The organism is Micromonospora sp. NPDC049366 (genome assembly GCF_044466625.1).
In the GTDB taxonomy this organism is placed as follows: Bacteria; Actinomycetota; Actinomycetes; order Mycobacteriales; family Micromonosporaceae; genus Micromonospora.
Window position 1 is genome coordinate 151,435 of sequence record NZ_JBITMV010000008.1, and the last position, 15,972, is coordinate 167,406.

Genomic DNA, 15,972 nt, shown 5'->3' on the forward strand with positions numbered 1-15,972 from the left:
GTCGTGCCGGCTCATGCGTCGATCGCCTCCCGGTCGACCAGGTCGGCCGAGTCGATCAGCCAGTTGCGGCGCGGCTCGACCTTCTCCCCCATCAACAGTTCGAGGATCCGCTCGGCGGCGTCCACATCGTCGAGGGTGATCCGGCGGACCGACCGGGTGGCCGGGTTCATCGTGGTCTCCCACAACTCGTCGGCGTCCATCTCACCGAGACCCTTGAACCGCGGGATCGGGGTGACGATCTGCTTGCCGGCCTTCTCCAGCTTGCGGACCGTCGCCGCCATCTCGGCCTGGGTGTAGGTGTAGACCGTCTGCGGGTTGCGCCCCTTCGTGGTGATCTTGTGGAGGGGCGGCATGGCCGCGTACAACCGGCCGGCCTCGATGAGCGGGCGCATGTAGCGGGCGAAGAGCGTGATCAGCAGCGTCCGGATGTGGGCGCCGTCCACGTCGGCGTCCGCCATGATGAGGACGCGGCCGTAGCGCAGCGCCGACAAATCGAAGGTACGCCCCGAGCCGGCGCCGAGCACCTGCACGATCGCCGCGCACTCGGCGTTGTCGAGCACCTGCTGCAGGTTGGCCTTCTGCACGTTGAGGATCTTGCCGCGGATGGGCAGCAGCGCCTGGTATTCGGCGGAGCGGGCGAGGCGACCCGTGCCGAGGGCGCTGTCACCCTCCACGATGAACAGCTCGCTGCGCTCGATGCCCGCCGCTCGGCAGTCGACCAGCTTGGCCGGCATCGACGCGCCCTCCAGGGCGGTCTTGCGGCGGGCGGCGTCCTTCTGCTGCTTCTGCGTGAGCCGCACCCGGGACGCGTCGACGATCTTCTGCAGGACCGTGCGCGCCTCGGTCTTCGTCTTCCGGTCCTCCAGCCATGCCTTGAGGTGCTGCTCGACCAGCCCCTGGAGCACCTTGGTGATGCCGGCCGTGGAGAGCTCGTCCTTGGTCTGGGAGGTGAACTGCGGCTCCGGGATGCGGACGTGCACCACCGCGGTCATGCCCTCCAGGACGTCGTCCAGGGTGGGCGCGTCCTCCTTGGGCTTGAGCAGGCCACGGGCGTTGCGGGCCGCGTCGGCGAGGGTGCGGGCCAGGGCCCGCTCGAAGCCCTTGCGGTGGGTGCCGCCGTGCGCGTTGCGGATGGTGTTGGTGAAGCACTCCACGGTGCGCTCGTAGCCGGTGCCCCAGCGGAAGGCGATCTCGACCTCGGCCCGGCGCTGCACGTTGGACTGCATGACGCCGTTGGCGTCGGCGGCGTTCTCCCGGTAGCTGCCCTCACCGGTCACCAGCAGGGTGCCGGAGACCGGCCGGTCGCCGGCCGGGGCGAGGAACTCCACCATGTCGGTCAGGCCGTCGGGAAAGTGGAACTTCTCCTCCGTCGGCGCCTCACCGGTGTGGTCGCACAGCAGGTAGCTGACGCCCGGCACCAGGAACGCGGTGTTGCGCAGCTTCATCCGGACCGCGTCGACGTCGAGCGCCGCGCCGGTCTCGAAGTAGCGGGGGTCGTGCCAGTAGCGGATCGAGGTGCCGGTGCGCTGCCCGCGCTTCATCGCGCCGACCACCTGGAGGCCCGGGCCGGGGGTGAACCGCGCGTCGGGGCCGTCACCGTCGAAGATTCCCGGCACGCCGTGCCGGAACGACATGGTGTGGATCTTGCCGCCGCGGCGGACGGTCACGTCGAAGCGGCGGGAGAGCGCGTTGACCGCCGAGGCGCCGACGCCGTGCAGGCCGCCGGACGTCTTGTAGCCGGAGCCGCCGAACTTGCCGCCCGCGTGCAGCCGGGTGAGCACCAGCTCGACGCCGGAGAGGCCGGACCGGGCGTGCACGTCGGTCGGGATGCCCCGGCCGTCGTCGTCGACCTGGACCGAGCCGTCGGCGTGCAGTGTCACCTCGACCTTCTTGGCGTGACCGGCGACACCCTCGTCCGTGGAGTTGTCGAGGATCTCGTTGACGAGGTGACCCACGCCACGGCTGTCGGTGGAGCCGATGTACATGCCCGGACGCTTGCGAACGGCGTCCAGCCCCTCGAGGTGGGTGAGGTCATCGGCCCCGTACAGGGTGTCAGGCTCTGCGGTCAACTGGTCGTACTCCCAGGTCTCGGCGGTGTGGTGCCGCTCACTGGCGCGGCCGCGCCGGCGCGGCGCGCCGCAGCGAGCCTAGCCGGGAGCCCCGACAACCCGGTGGCACCCCGTGACCCGCCGCGCCGGACGCGCCCGCAGGGCCGGAAGCCCCGGACAGCAACGCCCGCCGTTCCAACACCCCCAACCCCCACCAGATTCCGCCCCACCTGCCCACCCCGAGCCTCCGCACCCGGGGCCGCCGGGTGATCAAGAGCTTCGCGTCAGATCCGGCGCCGATCCTGACGCGAACCCTCTTGATCCTCAGCGGAGGCGGAGGCGGAGGCGGGCGCGGACGCGGGTGCGGGGGCGGGGGCGGGGCGGAGAGCGGGGCGGGCGCACGCGGCCGGCGGGGGTGTTTCGGTCGGTGAACGAAAGTGTTGCGGGCCATTGACGGGCGTCACACCCGGGTGATCTGATCGCGGCCTCGGAGGATCTTTCACATTTCCATGGACTGATGGGAGACAGATGTCCAGGTTCCGTCGTACGGCGCTCGTGGCGCTCGCCGTCGCCACCGCCGCCCTGTCGACCGCGGTCGCCCTGCCGGCCCCCGCGTCGGCCGCCCTGCCCACGGCCGCCGTCGCCCTCGGGGACAGCTTCGTCAGCGGCGAGGGGGCCGGCGCGTACAGCCCGGTCGTGGACATCAACGGGGTCGCCCAGGGCTTCCCCGGCTGGACGGCGGCGAACAGCAACGCGTACTTCTGCCACCGCTCGCCCAACGCCTCGCTGCACCGGGCGGCCCTGCCGGGCATCCAGGCGCGCTTCAACCTGGCCTGTTCGGGCGGTCAGCCGCGTGACATCGCCGCCGCGTCAGCGTCCCGGGACAAGGGTCGGCAGGTCAGCTCACAGCTCGACCAGCTCCGGGCGGTGGCCCAGACCCACGACATCGACCTGGTGCTGGTGGGGCTCGGCTCGAACAACAGCTCGTTCACCTTCGGCAACGTCGCCGAGAAGTGCGCCAACCGCTTCATCGCGGACGCCTGGACCGGCTGGTGGGAGTTCTGGGCCTACCTGAACGGCCCGGTGCCGCAGGAGCCGTGCAGCGACGCCGACCTGGCCACCGCGGCCCAGTTCACCGCCGCGACCGCCGAGACCGTCGCGGCCGTACGACAACTGCTGACCACCCTTGACCAGGTGGACGCGGACGGCCAGCACCGGATCGTGTTCCAGGACTACACCAACCCGCTGCCGCCGGAGCTCTACTCCAGCTTCCACGAGGAGGACGGCCGGGACGACACGCGGGACAAGTTCCGCGACCTCGGCGCCGAGCGGTACGCGGCCGGCTGCCCGATCCACCGGGCCAGCCTGGCCCCGGGTCACCGCTTCTCGCAGGGCCTGGGCACGCTGGTGAAGTCCACCCGGGACACTCTGGCGGCCGAGTTCCCCGGCGCCGACCTGGTCTACCTGAACGTGCAGCGGGCCTTCGACGGCGCCCGGCTCTGCGAGGCGGCGACCAGCCCGACCGGGGCCCTGGCCACGCCGATCCGGCTCCAGGACAGCCCGCCCAACGGCACCTTCGTGACCAGCCTCTCCGGCAAGGACAAGATCGCCATCCAGCGGATCGCGAACGTCTGCGCCACGTACTTCCAGACGTGTCAGGAGTCCTGGCACCCGAACGCCGCCGGTCACCAGGTGCTCGGCCAGTGCCTGGCGGGCGCCGCCGCCACGGCGGCCCGCGCGGTGTCCTGCGTCCGGGCGGCCAACGGGTCGATCAGCGTCGCCTGACCGACCGACCGGCGCGATCGACAGGAGTACGGGCCCCGCCGGATCCGGCGGGGCCCGTCACCGTCCGGGGGCTCCCTTCCCGGCGGCCGTACGCTGAGCCGGTGAGCGCACCGGCGGAGTACACGCAGGAGTTCGTGGAGGTCGACGGCGAGCGGCTCGGGATCCAGGTGTATCCCGAGCCGGACCGGCCGGACGCCCCGGTCGTCGTGGTCTGCCCGGCCATGGGGGTCCGGGCCCGCTACTACCGGCCGCTGGCCGCCGCCCTGCGCGGTGCCGGCCTGGCCGTGGTCGTCGCCGACCTGCGCGGCACCGGCGCGAGCACGCCGGCGCCGAGCCGCCGCTCCCGGTACGGCTACCCGGAGCTGGCCGGCGACGTGGGCGCCGTGCTGGAGGCGCTCAAGCCGCGGCTGGACGGGCGCACCCGCCTGCTGCTCGGGCACTCGCTCGGCGGGCAGGCGGCGCTGCTGCACCTGGCGCTGGCCGGCGGGGACGCCGTGGACGGGCTGGCCCTGGTGGCCGTCGGCCTGCCCTGGTGGCGGGCCTATCCCGGGCGGCGCGGCTACGGGGTGCTGCCGTACACCCAGTCGATCGCCGCCACCGCGGCGCTGCTGCGGGTGTGGCCGGGCTGGGGCTTCGGCGGCCGGCAGGCGCGCGGGGTCATCCGGGACTGGGCGTACACGGCCCGCACCGGCCGCTTCCCCCACCTGGACGGGGTGGACGCCGAGGCCGCGGTGCGCCGGATCCGCACGCCGGTGCTGGCGGTGAGCGTGGACGACGACCAGTACACGCCGCACGCCACCATGGACCACCTGTGCGCCAAGCTGGTCGCCGCGCCGGTGCTCCGCGAGCACTACACCGTCGCGGACGCCGGCGCTCCGCTCGACCACTTCAGCTGGGTACGCGCCGCGGCCCCACTGGCCGACCGGGTGGCCGCCTTCGCCGCCGGCCTGCCCCGCCGCTGACCGTCACTCCTCCGGTTCGAGCGGCACCATCTCGCCGTCGCGCTCCACCCGGATCTCGCCGTGGTCGTGCCGCGGCGGCACCTCCGCGGTGGTCCGGTGCGGGTCGTTGCCCGGGTGCATCAGCACCGCGTCGGTCTCGGCGGTCTTCTCGCGGCTCTCCTCCGGCTGGCTCATCGGTTCCCCTCTCCTCGTGACGTCGCACTGCTCTACCCGGGCAGGTCCGGACGACTCCTGCTGGCGGCGGACCGGCACCGGCCCGGCAGGAACGGAACGTCAGCGGTGTCCCGTCCGTCCCCGGCCCGGAGGTGTCGGCCGGTCACCGACGGGGTTAGCCGCCCGGGCGGTGGGTAAGCCGCACCGCCCGACACGGTGGAAGGGGATCAGATGTCCGAACGGCATACCGCCCTGCGCTCGATGCACGATCTGGGCCTCGCGGCCTGGTTCGGTGGCTCCCTGATGGGGGCTCTCGGCGTCAACGGCGCGGCGGCGAAGATCAACGACGCGACGCAGCGACTTCCGGTCGCCTCGGCCGGCTGGTCACGGTGGACACCGGTGAACGCGGCGGCCATCGGCGCGCACCTGGCCGGTGCGGTCGGTGAGCTGGTGACGGAGAGCCCCCGGGTCGCGGCCCAGGCGGGCGTGGCGCGGGCGAGCGTCGTCAAGACGGCGCTGACCGTGGGAGCCCTCGCGGTGACCGGGTACAGCCGCCTGCTCGGCATGCGGCTGCAGCGGGCCGGCGGGCCGCCGGTGGACGGCATCACCGAGCCGAACCACCAGACGCCGGCCGCGGTGGCCGCCAACCAGCGGCAGATGAAGCTGCTGCAGTGGGCCGTTCCGGCCCTGACCGGCGCGCTGGTGGTGGTGACCGCGTACATGGGCGAGCAGCAGAAACCGGGCCAGGTGTGGCGCGGGCTGTTCGACCGGGTGGGCGGGCTGGCGTCGGCCCCGAAGGGGATCGCCAAGGTCGGCGTGATGGGCAAGGCGGCCCGGCTTCCGGGCCTGGGGATGATGCCCGGGATGGGCATTCCCAAGGCCGGGCACCTCGGCAGGGCGGTGAGCATGGTGACCGCCAAGCGGCCGATGGCGATGTCCAGCCACTGACGACCGGTTACCGGCCGGTACCCCGCCGACTCCTCGGGCGGGGTGCCGGCCGTTGGTCTGCCCGTACCACCGCCGGGGTGCTCGTGCCGCCGCAGACCCCGGCGGACCGGGCCGCGCGCCGGGCATGACCGGCGCGGTGGCGGGCAATCAGCCCGGGTACCGGCGGACCGAGCAGCGAGGTGGCCATGACGGCGGACAAGGGACGCGGCGGCGGGCAGGCCCCGCGCGATCCGGAGGTGACGGTCCCGTGGGGCACCCGGGACGTCTACGACACCGAACCGCCCTTCGGCGTGGACGAGGACTCGCCGATGGACGAGGGCAGCGAGGAGACGGCCGTCCCACAGGGGCGACGCGGGGAACGCCGGGCCGGCGCGCCGTCGGCACCGTCCGGGCCGATGGGTCGGCACGGGTTCGGCCCGGTGGAGCCGAGCCGGCAGTCGGAGGCGGGGCCGGGCGCGCCGCCGGACCCGGCGCCGAGCGGCCGCACCTTCCCGGAGGCCGCGGAGGTCGACGAGCGTACGCAGGACGCGTTCCGCTCCCGGGGGCGACGCAGCGCCTGACCGCGCGCGGTCCGCGGTGGTTTGCGACCCCGTCGCGTGGGCACGAGAGTGCCCATGCCCGCGCCGTACGCTCGTTTCGACGACACGCTCGCCCTGGCCCTGGAGGGTTTCGCCTGGCTGCCCAACCGGCTACGCCGGTGCGACGCCGACGTGCTCGCCACCCGGCTGCTGGGGCAGCGGGCGGTGGCGCTGCACGGGCCGGAGGCGGCCCGGTTCTTCTACGACGAGCGGCACATCCACCGGCACGGCGCGATTCCGGGGCCGGTCCGGAGCACCCTGTTCGGGCACGGCGCGGTGCACGGCCTCGACGGCGAGGCGCACCGCGTCCGCAAGGCCCTGTTCGTGGCGCTGCTCATCGACGGGAGCATCGACGACCTGGTCCGACGGGTCGCCGCCGCGTGGGACGCCGCCGCTCGGGACTGGGCGGCGCGCGGCCCGGTGGTGCTCTTCGACGAGGTGAGCCGGGTGCTGACCCGTGGTGTCGGCGAGTGGGTCGGGTTGCCGCTGCGCGACGACGAGCTGCCGGCGCTGGCGGCCGACCTGGTGGCGATGGTGGACGGCTTCGCCACGGCCGGGCCGCGGCACTGGCGGGCGCGGCGGGCCCGAACCCGCCGGGAGGAGTGGCTGGCCGGCCTGATCGAGGGGGTACGCCGTGGCGAGGCGGCGGTGCCCGCGGGGTCGGCGGTGCGGGCCGTGGCCGAGCACCGGGACGCCGACGGCTCGCTGCTCGATCCGTGCACGGCCGCGGTGGAGTTGCTGAACATCGTCCGGCCGACGGTGGCGGTCAGCTGGTTCGTCGCGTTCACCGGGCACGCCCTGCACCGCTGGCCGGAGCACCGGGACCGGCTGCGGGCGGGCGACGGCGCGTTCGCCGAGGCGTACGCCCACGAGATCCGTCGGTTCTACCCGTTCGCCCCGTTCGTCGGCGGGCGGGCGGCGGCCGACCTGGGGTGGGGCGGGGTACGCATTCCGGCCGGGGCGCTGGTGCTGCTGGACCTGTACGGCCAGAACCACGACCCGCGGGTGTGGCCGGAGCCGTACCGCTTCCACCCGGACCGCTTCCTCGACCGGCCGATCGGCGAGTTCGAGCTGGTGCCGCAGGGCGGTGGGGATCCGCGCACCGGGCACCGCTGCCCGGGCGAGATGATCACGGTGGCGCTGCTGCGCGATCTCGCCGTCCGGTTGGCCCGCCTCGACTACGAGCTGCCCTCGCAGGATCTGGGGATCTCGCTGCGGCGTATCCCCACCCGGCCGCGCAGCGGCGTCGTGGTCGACGTACGCCGCACCGGTTGACGGGTCAGCTCGCGGCGCCGGCCGCCGCCGGGTGCCCGCTCCCGGCGGTCAGCAGCCCGGAGAGCCGCTCGGCGTCGCGCTGGGCCTGGCCCGCGCAGCAGGTGTTGAAGAGCGCGTGCAGCTCGCCGGCCTGGTCGGCCAGCTCGGTCAGCAGCGTGGACCAGTGGCGGAGTTCCCCGTCGCCGTACGCGTAGCGAAACTTCTCCTCCTTGTCGCCGGTCGCCCAGGCGTCGCTGTGGCCGTGGAACCGCACCACCGCCGGCTCGGCGGTGGCGACCGGCAGCGGCGGCACGGAGGACGGGTGCCCCTGCGGCATGTCGACGCAGACCAGGCTCAGGTCGTGGGCGCGCAGGAGGGCCAGGGTGTCCAGTGCGGCCCGGCCGTCGAACCAGGACCCGTGGCGCAGTTCGACGGCCACCCGCCAGGGGCGGCAGCGCTCGGCGAGCTCCGTGATCCGGCGTTCGGCGGCGGCGCCGCGGACCAGCCAGGGCGGAAACTGGAGCAGCACCGCCCCGAGCTTCCCGGCCGCCGCGATGGGGTCCAGGGCTGCCCGGAACCGGGCCCACAGCTCGTCGTACGTCGTGGCGGGCAGGTCCCGTCGGCGGACCCGGCTCGGGCCGTCGGCCGGACGCAGGTCGCGCGGCAGCGCGGCGACCGGTGTGGGGTGGCCGGTGAACAGGCTGAACGCCTTGACGTCGAAGGTGAACCCGGCCGGGGTGGCGGCCACCCAGCCGGCGGTGGTCTCGGGCACCGGCACCGCGTAGTAGGACGTGTCCACCTCGACCAGGGGGAAGTGTTCGGCGTACCAGCGCAGCCGACCGGCCGGCGTGTTCACGGATCGCGGATACCAGCCGGAGCGCAGCAGCGACTGGTCGGCCCAGGACGACGTTCCCACCCGAATGACACCCATGTCATTCAGTTCACCCCGATCGCCCCGGATCGGCAACCGGTGCCGACGACGCGGCGTGGGGCGAAAACGTCGGTACGCGGTCGTACGGTGTCCTGGACGGACAGTCGACGAAGGGCGACGCGATGACCATCTCTTCACAGGTCACCACCGGCGAGCGGGCCGATCTCGTGCAATCGCTGCGCCGCCACCGCGGCTTTCTGCGCCAGACGGTCGACGGGATCACCGACGCGCAGGCCGCCACCCGCACCACGGTCAGCGACCTCTGCCTCGGTGGCCTCATCAAGCACGTGGCGCTCACCGAGGCGAGCTGGATGCGGTTCGCGGTCGGCGGCGCCGCCGCGATGGAGAGCGAGCCGGTCGACTGGGTGGGCCAGTTCCGGATGCAGGAGGGCGAGACCCTGGCCGGTCTGCTCGACGACTACGCGCGGGTCGCCGCGCGCACGGACGACCTGGTCGGCACGCTCGACCTCGACAGCGCCCACCCGCTGCCGGTGGCCCCGTGGTTCGAGCCCGGGGTGAGCTGGTCGGTCCGGCGGGTGCTGCTGCACCTCATCGCCGAGACCTCCCAGCACGCCGGGCACGCCGACATCCTGCGCGAGGCGATCGACGGCGCCAAGACCATGGGCTGAGGCCGGCCGTCGGGCGGCCCGCGCACCGGGCCCACGGCACGCCCGGCGACCGGTCGTCGGCCAGTGGTCGACGGCCTGATGTGACGTCCCGTCGGCGCGCGGCGCTGAGGGACACGAGATGAACGCACACCGGATGGACCGGGACACCGTCGAGCGGCTGCTCGGTGGTTCCGTCGTCGACCCACGCGACGCCCTGCATCCGCTCGCGCAGCTCCTGGCGGCTCTGCGCGCCGCACCCCTCGCGGGCGAGCTCGCAGGCGAGCAGGCCGCCGTGCGGGCGTTCCGTCGGGCCCGGACGGATCCGCCACCGCCCGCCGCGCCGACGCGGGCCCGGCACAGGCTGACCGGCCTCGGCGTGCGGGCCGCGCTGGCCGCGCTCGCCGTGACCGCCACCGGCGGCGTCGCGCTGGCCGCGACGGGCACGCTGCCCGGAGGCACCGCACCGCCGCCGGCCACGGTCGGCCCTCCGCCGTCCGTCGAGGCTCCGCCGGTGGCGCCGAGCGCACCGGCGAACTCCCCCTCGGGCGGGCCGGCCGAGCCGCCACCGGTCCCGCCCGCCCCCACCGACGCCGAGCTCTGCACGGCCTATCGGACGAGAGCCGGCGACCAGCCGGGGCGGGCGCTGGAGAATCCGGCCTTCGCCGGCCTGGTCGCCGCCGCCGGCGGGCGGGACCGGGTGACCGGATACTGCGACCGGGTGCTGGGCGACGAGAAGTCCCGCGGCGCCTCGTCCAGCCGGTCTCCGCGCAGCCCTCGGCCGCAGGCCACCGCGCCCGGCCGGCGGGCCGACCCCGGCGTCGGCGTCGGCGTCGGCGTCGGCGGGCAACACTCGCCGGGCGCCCGGGGCAGACCGGCGACAAACGGCCGGCCCGCCGACTGACGACCGTCGGCGCGGTCGAGAGCGACGTCCCGACCGAAGCCCGGTCGACGCACGACCGACGCGGTCGGGGCCGACGTCGGTGCCGCGCTCCGGCCGTCGCCGGAGCATCTCAGCGCAGTCGGGGCCGGTGCCCGTGCAACGTGCCGGCCCGGTCCCGGCCGTACGCGTCGGAGTGCCCCCACCGACCGGGGACGTCGAGCAGTTCGACGCGCCCGAACCCCGGCGGCAGCGCGGGTTTCACGAGCAGGTTCTCACCGCTCGGCCGCAACCCCAGCACCGTGCCGAGGAGCATCAGCAGCGCTCCCGAGGACCACGACTGGGGTCGACCGGCGGCCGGCAGCTGGACCGGGTACTTGGTCTGACCCCGCGCGTAGCCGGCGATCAGCTCCGGCACCGACCCGCGCAGCGTCTCCGCCATGTCGAAGATTCCCGCGGCGATCCGGGCGGCCTCGACGTCACAGCCGTACCGGCGCAGTCCCGCGACCACCACCGCGTTGTCCGACGGCCACACCGCGCCCAGGTGCGACCCGACCGGGTTGTACGGGCGCTGCCCCTCCGCCAGCGTCCGCACGCCCCAGCCGCTGAACAGCGCCGGACCGGCCAGGTGCGCGGCGAGCGCCTCGACACGTTCCTCCTCGACGATCCCGCTCCACAGCAGGTGCCCGAGGCCGGACGACAGGGCGTCCACCGGGGTGCCGTCCGGCTCCAGCGCCAGCGCGAAGTACTCCCGCTCGGGCAGCCAGAAGTCCCGGTTGAACCGTTGCTTCAGCGCCTCCGCCTCCCGGTCCAGCCGGTCGGCGTACGCCGGGTCGCCCCAGAATTCGCGGGCCAGACGGGCCCCGCGCCGTTTCGCGTCGTAGGCGTACCCCTGGAGCTCGCAGGTCGCCCGGGGGAAGCCCGGCAACCGCCCGTCGGCGTACACGATGGCCTCGGGCGAGTTCCGCCACCCCTGGTTGATCCAGCCCTTGCGGCTGTTGCGGGTGAGGTAGCGCAGGTAGCCGTCGCCGATCAGGTCGCCGTAGTCGTCGATCCAGTCCAGCGCCATCCGCGCCGGGTGGCGCAGTTCCCGGACCAGGTCGGCGTCCCCGGACCAGCGTTCGTACTCGTCGAGAAGGATGACGAACAGCGGGGTGGTGTCCGCCGCCCCGTAGTAGATCGTGGTCGGCTCGTCGCCGAACGCCGCCGCCTCGCCGTACCGCAACTCGGCCAGGATCTTGCCCGGCTCCTCGTCGCGTACGTCGTCGAGCTGGCTGCCCTGGAGCATGGCGAGTTCACGCAGCGTCGGGGGGACCAGCTCGGGGGTGAACGCCAGCGACTGGAGGCAGGTGAAGAGGCTGTCCCGTCCGTACAGCGTCATGGCCCACGGCAGGCCGCCGACCGGCACCCGCCCCGGATTCCCGATGGGCTGGTAGCGCAGCGACGCGAGGTCGGTGAGGCTCTGCTCGTAGATGGCCAGCAGCTCCTGCCGCTCGGCCACCAGGTACGGCGCCCGCGCGAGCCACTCGTCCAGGTCCTCCCGCATGCCCTGCTGGACGCGCTCGCGATGCGATCCCAGGCTGACCCGCTGGTCCCGGCCCTCTTCGCTGCGCGTGATCATCCCGACCGCGACGTGCAGGTCGGTGGCCCACCTACCCTCCGGTTCGAGCCGGACCCGGAAGGTCATTCCCTCCTCGTCCACGTCGACGGGCTCCGTGCTGGTCACGATCGTCTCCCGCACGAACCGGTCGCGCTGGTAGCGCAGCCGTAGCTGCCGTCGGGCCGGATCGGCGATGACCTGGACGGCCCGGCGGCGCGGTTGCCGGAGCTCGGCGGTGTCGGCGAAGTCGGTGCCGATCGACAGTCGCACCGTGTATTCGGCCGGCTCGGGCGAGTGGTTGAGCACGGTGATGCGCTCGTGGAAGCTGTCGTTGATGGACCGATGCCGGATCACCGAGACGTCGGCGTCGACGTAGTGGCTCGCCGCGCCGGGCACCAGGAAGAACCGGGTCTCGAAGTAGTTCACGTCGTCGCGGGAGAGGGCGTTGAGCCGCTCGCCGTTCACGGTGAGCACCCAGCGGGACACGAACCGGGTGTCGAACGAGAAGATCCCGACGGGGTAGCGGGCGTCGAGCTCCATGTCGCCCCGCGCGTCGCCGGCCGCGAAGGCGTTGCCCGTGAACACCAGGACGCGCTCCCGCGTCACGACGGGCCGACCCATCCGCCGGGCGTGGCGCGGCCCTGCATGACCTGACGGGCGGCGGTGCGCGGATGGCGGGCGTCGCGGGGGCCGGGGAAGATGCGGCGGACCAGCATGAACAGCCGGACGTCGCCCCGCAGGGTCAGGTCGTTGCGCAGCGCCGCGGCCGAGACGTGCAGCTCCCCGGAGGCCAGTTGGTCGAGGACCGCCCGGTCGGCGGTGACCACGAGATCCGCGTCCCGCGAGGAGTTGCTCACCTCGACGTGCTGGTCCGCCACGCTGAGATACCAGTGCGTGGTGTAGCCGTCCTCCCGGGCGTCCAGGCGCACGGTGGCCGCGATGGTCTCCGGAAGGTCGGGCCGCCGGCCGGGCCCCAACTCCCGCAGGTAGTCCCCCACGCTCGTGACCATCGGAACCCCTCCCCTCGTCCAGGCAGGTTGCCCGCGACCGGGGTGAGGTGGCATCACCCGGATCGGGTGATGGCGACTCACCGCGACCGCTGGTGTCGCCGCTCGGGCCTCCCCCGTTTATCTCCGGCCCCGACGGGCAGCCGCACGGCAGACCGCTCGGGAGCGGAGGTGCCGGATGCGCGCGCTACGGCTGCAGGAGTGGAAGTCCGAACCGGCGCTGGTCGACATGCCCGAGCCCACGCCGGGCCCGGGCCAGGTGGTGGTGCGGATCGGCGCGGCCGGTGCCTGCCACTCCGACCTGCACCTGATGGACGAGTTCGGGGCCGGCTCGATGCCCTGGAACCCGCCGTTCACGCTGGGGCACGAGAACGCCGGCTGGGTGCACGCGCTGGGCCACGGGGTGACCGGGCTGGCGGTGGGACAACCGGTGGCCGTCTACGGTGCGTGGGGGTGCGGGGTGTGTGCCCGCTGCCGGGTGGGCGTCGACACGTACTGCGAGAACCCGGCCGGCGGTCATCGTGCCGTGAGCGCGGCCGGTCAGGCGGCGAGCAGGAGGCCACGGACGTAGGCCGCCTGCCCGACGTGCTGGAGGTCGTCCTCGGCGACGCTGACCAGCCGGACGCCGAGGGTCACCGGCGGGTCCCACGACTCGTCGACGATCCGGTCGAGGTCCGCCTCCCGCAGCCCGGCCAGGTAGGCGCGGGTCCGGGTGTGCACGGCCTCGTGGTAGTCGATCAGCGCCTGCGCGCTCTCCGGCCGCAGCGCGGCCACCTGCTCGGCCGTGTGCGCGAAGCCGGTGTCGTGCGGATCCGCGCCGGGGAGCCCGAAGCGCCGGGCCCAGTCGCCGCCCACCCACACCTGCTCGGCGCCCATCACGTCGGCGAGGTGGTCGTCCCGGACCCGGGTCAGGTGCCAGACCAGCCAGCCCACCGGGTTGGCGCCCGGGCGGGGAGCCTGCCGCAGCTGCTCCGGCGTCAGCCCGTCCACCGCCCCGCGGACCAGCGGCGGAAGCCGGTCGTACGTCTCGATCAGCAGGTCACTCACGTCCACGTGCCCATCCTTCCCGTCCCGACCGGTTCCTGTCCTGTACCGCGGCAACGGACGGTCAAACGCGGCCGCTACCGTGATCATGTGGTCGCGGCGCTGGAGCTCTACCTGGACACCGACGCCACCCGGCGGATCCGGGTGCTCTGGGACGCGCTGGAGGCCGAGGGCGTGCAGAGCATGCGCTCGCTGCTGGAACAGCGGCACCGCCCACACGTCTCGCTCGCGGTGGCGCCCCGGTTCGACCCGGAGCGGGTCACCGCCGCGCTGGACGGGATGGTGGTGGCCGCTCCCCTGCGGCTGTCGTTCCAGCACGCCGGGCAGTTCGTCGGCCGGGTCCTGTGGTTGGGGGCGACGCCCACCGCCGAACTGCTGGCCCACCACCGGCAGGTGCACGACCGTCTCAGCGCGGCCGGGGTGCCCCTCGTCGAGCACTACCGGCCGGGGCGTTGGGTGCCGCACTGCACCCTCTCCATGCGGGTGCCGAACGTCCTGATGGCCGCGGCCGTCCGCCGCTGCCTGGAGATCCTGCCCGTCGAGGCGACGGTGGTCGGCGCGGCGCTCACCGACCACGCCCGGGGGATCTCCCGCCCGCTGTCCTGACCGATCGACCGGCGCCGACGAAAAGTCGGGTATGGGAAACCAGGTGTGCCGGGACGCCCGGACGTGGGATGGTGCATGTGAGCTGTGTCACCCCAACTCCGCGGGCCGGCCGGCGTGCGGTCCGCGTCGTGGCGGTCCTGCCCGTCGCCCGGGGGCGCAGCGGCAACGAGGAGGGCAGTGCCATGCAGGTCCAGCGCAGCGCGCCACCGATCGAGGACGCACTGACCGGCGACGACCCTCAGGTCGCGGGCGGCACGACCGGGGCGTCCACCCCGCTGAAGGTCTGGGCCGCCTCCGCCCTGCAGGGCCGGATCGGCCCGGACGAGGACGACGTCGAGGACGAGCGGCACATCCTGCGCGGCTTCGAATAGCCCCGTCCACACCGGCGGCCCCGCCGCTCAGAGCCAGCCGCGACGTTTGAAGACCAGGTACAGGCTGCCGCAGACGAGCGCCATCAGGGCGACCGCGAACAGGTAGCCGTACCGCCAGTGCAGCTCGGGCATGTGGACGAAGTTCATGCCGTAGACCGTGCCGATCAGGGTGGGGGCGAACAGGATCGCGGCCCAGGCCGAGATCTTCTTCAGCTCCTCGTTCTGGGCGTAGCTCGCCGCGGTCAGGCTGCGCATCTCCTCGTTCTGCTGCTGCGAGACGAGCGTGGCGTTGACGGCCAGGATGTTCTGCAGCAGATGCCGGAAGCTGTCCACCCGCTCCACGACCTGCGTCAGGTGGTCGGTGACGTCACGCAGGTAGCGCTGCAACTCCTCGTCCGTGCCGTACTTGCCGGAGCCCGCGGCGAGCGCGGCCAGCACGCCGAGCAGGGGACGGGCGGCCCGCTGGAACTGGATGACCTCGCGGCTGAGCTCGTAGATGCGCCGGCTGGCGTTCGGGTCGCCGCCGAAGACCTCCGTCTCGATCTCGTCGATGTCGTTCTCCAGCCCGGCGACCACCGGGGCGTACCCGTCGACGACCTGGTCGAGGATCGCGTAGAGCACCGCCTGCGGCCCGCGGGCGAGCATCTCCGGCTCGGCCTCCAACCGTGCCCGGACGGCGGCCAGGTCGGGTGCCTCGCCGTGCCGGACGGTGACGACGAAGCCGGGGCCGATGAAGAGGTGGACCTCGCTGAACTCGACCTCCTCGCGGACGTCGACGTAGCGGGCCGCGCGCAGCACCACGAACAGGGTGTCGCCGAAGCGCTCCAGCTTGGGTCGCTGGTGGGCGTTGATCGCGTCCTCGACGGCCAGGTCGTGGAGGCGGAACTCCCGGGCGAGGGAGACGATTTGGTCGCGGTCCGGGCGGTAGAGCCCGATCCAGGCCATCGCCCCGGTCAGCTCCTGGAGGCAGCGGTACGTGTCGGCGAGGGTGGCCGGCGACGCGTACCGGTATCCCCGGCTGTAGACCGCGCTGTCGACGAGACCGCTCGGCATCGACGCGGGCGGCTCGGGCCGCCGGCCGCCGTAGCCGGTCTCGGGTTCGTCGAGCTGCCGCCCGAAGCCACCCTCCGGATGGGGATCACCGTCACCGACCATGGCACCTCCCCCACCAGCCCCCACGCGCGGCTCGCCCCACGGAAC

17 protein-coding genes are annotated in these 15,972 nt (G+C 73.8%); 10 read left to right on the forward strand and 7 right to left on the reverse strand.

What is annotated here, in order from left to right:
- Window positions 1-11: 11 nt before the first annotated feature.
- The gene (locus ACIBTV_RS13915; RefSeq protein WP_396704692.1) at window positions 12-2,069 is read right to left on the reverse strand and encodes a type IIA DNA topoisomerase subunit B; all 2,058 of its coding nucleotides are present in this window, start codon (window positions 2,067-2,069) and stop codon (window positions 12-14) included.
- A gap of 507 nt (window positions 2,070-2,576) precedes the next feature.
- Here ACIBTV_RS13915 and ACIBTV_RS13920 point away from each other — a divergent pair.
- Both ACIBTV_RS13920 and ACIBTV_RS13925 read left to right on the forward strand, forming a co-directional pair.
- On the forward strand, window positions 2,577-3,833 hold the full coding sequence (locus ACIBTV_RS13920; RefSeq protein ID WP_396704694.1) for a hypothetical protein: 1,257 nt from the start codon (window positions 2,577-2,579) through the stop codon (window positions 3,831-3,833).
- A gap of 101 nt (window positions 3,834-3,934) precedes the next feature.
- Complete coding sequence (locus ACIBTV_RS13925; RefSeq protein ID WP_396704696.1) at window positions 3,935-4,795, forward strand: alpha/beta fold hydrolase; 861 nt, start codon at window positions 3,935-3,937, stop codon at window positions 4,793-4,795.
- A gap of 3 nt (window positions 4,796-4,798) precedes the next feature.
- On the opposite strand, the gene ACIBTV_RS13930 is transcribed toward ACIBTV_RS13925, so the two are convergent.
- On the reverse strand, window positions 4,799-4,969 hold the full coding sequence (locus ACIBTV_RS13930; RefSeq protein WP_396704698.1) for a hypothetical protein: 171 nt from the start codon (window positions 4,967-4,969) through the stop codon (window positions 4,799-4,801).
- Window positions 4,970-5,179: 210 nt separating this feature from the next.
- On the opposite strand from ACIBTV_RS13930, the gene ACIBTV_RS13935 reads away from it, so the two are divergent.
- The 3 genes from ACIBTV_RS13935 to ACIBTV_RS13945 all read left to right on the forward strand — a co-directional run bounded on the left by ACIBTV_RS13935 (window position 5,180) and on the right by ACIBTV_RS13945 (window position 7,749).
- Window positions 5,180-5,896 carry a hypothetical protein gene (locus ACIBTV_RS13935; protein ID WP_396704700.1) on the forward strand — a complete coding sequence of 239 codons (717 nt, stop codon included), beginning with the start codon at window positions 5,180-5,182 and terminating at the stop codon, window positions 5,894-5,896.
- Between the two features lie 185 nt (window positions 5,897-6,081).
- Window positions 6,082-6,456, forward strand: coding sequence for a hypothetical protein (locus tag ACIBTV_RS13940; RefSeq protein WP_396704701.1), 375 nt, complete (start codon window positions 6,082-6,084; stop codon window positions 6,454-6,456).
- Window positions 6,457-6,510: 54 nt separating this feature from the next.
- The gene (locus ACIBTV_RS13945; protein ID WP_396704703.1) at window positions 6,511-7,749 is read left to right on the forward strand and encodes a cytochrome P450; all 1,239 of its coding nucleotides are present in this window, start codon (window positions 6,511-6,513) and stop codon (window positions 7,747-7,749) included.
- Between the two features lie 4 nt (window positions 7,750-7,753).
- Here ACIBTV_RS13945 and ACIBTV_RS13950 read toward each other — a convergent pair whose 3' ends face one another.
- The gene (locus ACIBTV_RS13950) at window positions 7,754-8,659 is read right to left on the reverse strand and encodes a DUF72 domain-containing protein (RefSeq protein WP_396704705.1); all 906 of its coding nucleotides are present in this window, start codon (window positions 8,657-8,659) and stop codon (window positions 7,754-7,756) included.
- Between the two features lie 122 nt (window positions 8,660-8,781).
- Here ACIBTV_RS13950 and ACIBTV_RS13955 point away from each other — a divergent pair, with 122 nt between their 5' ends.
- Together ACIBTV_RS13955 and ACIBTV_RS13960 are read left to right on the forward strand one after the other, a co-directional pair.
- A complete protein-coding gene (locus ACIBTV_RS13955) occupies window positions 8,782-9,288 on the forward strand; it encodes a DinB family protein (protein ID WP_396704707.1) in 507 nt (168 codons plus the stop codon).
- Window positions 9,289-9,406: 118 nt separating this feature from the next.
- The gene (locus tag ACIBTV_RS13960; protein WP_396704708.1) at window positions 9,407-10,168 is read left to right on the forward strand and encodes a hypothetical protein; all 762 of its coding nucleotides are present in this window, start codon (window positions 9,407-9,409) and stop codon (window positions 10,166-10,168) included.
- Between the two features lie 109 nt (window positions 10,169-10,277).
- Here ACIBTV_RS13960 and ACIBTV_RS13965 read toward each other — a convergent pair whose 3' ends face one another.
- Together ACIBTV_RS13965 and ACIBTV_RS13970 are read right to left on the reverse strand one after the other, a co-directional pair.
- Window positions 10,278-12,350, reverse strand: coding sequence for a glycogen debranching N-terminal domain-containing protein (locus ACIBTV_RS13965; protein ID WP_396704709.1), 2,073 nt, complete (start codon window positions 12,348-12,350; stop codon window positions 10,278-10,280).
- Window positions 12,347-12,754: an SCP2 sterol-binding domain-containing protein gene (locus ACIBTV_RS13970; protein WP_396704710.1), complete on the reverse strand. Its 408-nt coding sequence runs from the start codon at window positions 12,752-12,754 to the stop codon at window positions 12,347-12,349. The genes ACIBTV_RS13965 and ACIBTV_RS13970 overlap by 4 nt, the downstream gene beginning before the upstream one ends.
- A 175-nt stretch (window positions 12,755-12,929) precedes the next feature.
- Between ACIBTV_RS13970 and ACIBTV_RS13975 the strand changes: the two genes are divergently transcribed.
- The gene (locus tag ACIBTV_RS13975) at window positions 12,930-13,322 is read left to right on the forward strand and encodes an alcohol dehydrogenase catalytic domain-containing protein (protein WP_396704712.1); all 393 of its coding nucleotides are present in this window, start codon (window positions 12,930-12,932) and stop codon (window positions 13,320-13,322) included.
- Here the strand turns inward: ACIBTV_RS13975 and ACIBTV_RS13980 are convergent.
- Window positions 13,292-13,804: a DinB family protein gene (locus tag ACIBTV_RS13980; RefSeq protein WP_396704714.1), complete on the reverse strand. Its 513-nt coding sequence runs from the start codon at window positions 13,802-13,804 to the stop codon at window positions 13,292-13,294. The two genes, ACIBTV_RS13975 and ACIBTV_RS13980, sit on opposite strands and share 31 nt — an antisense overlap.
- Before the next feature lie 81 nt (window positions 13,805-13,885).
- Here ACIBTV_RS13980 and ACIBTV_RS13985 point away from each other — a divergent pair, with 81 nt between their 5' ends.
- Together ACIBTV_RS13985 and ACIBTV_RS13990 are read left to right on the forward strand one after the other, a co-directional pair.
- On the forward strand, window positions 13,886-14,401 hold the full coding sequence (locus tag ACIBTV_RS13985; protein WP_396704716.1) for a 2'-5' RNA ligase family protein: 516 nt from the start codon (window positions 13,886-13,888) through the stop codon (window positions 14,399-14,401).
- 128 nt (window positions 14,402-14,529) lie between these two features.
- Complete coding sequence (locus ACIBTV_RS13990) at window positions 14,530-14,772, forward strand: hypothetical protein (RefSeq protein ID WP_396704718.1); 243 nt, start codon at window positions 14,530-14,532, stop codon at window positions 14,770-14,772.
- A 27-nt stretch (window positions 14,773-14,799) separates the two neighbouring features.
- On the opposite strand, the gene corA is transcribed toward ACIBTV_RS13990, so the two are convergent.
- Complete coding sequence (gene corA, locus ACIBTV_RS13995; RefSeq protein ID WP_396704720.1) at window positions 14,800-15,927, reverse strand: magnesium/cobalt transporter CorA; 1,128 nt, start codon at window positions 15,925-15,927, stop codon at window positions 14,800-14,802.
- Window positions 15,928-15,972: the final 45 nt, after the last annotated feature.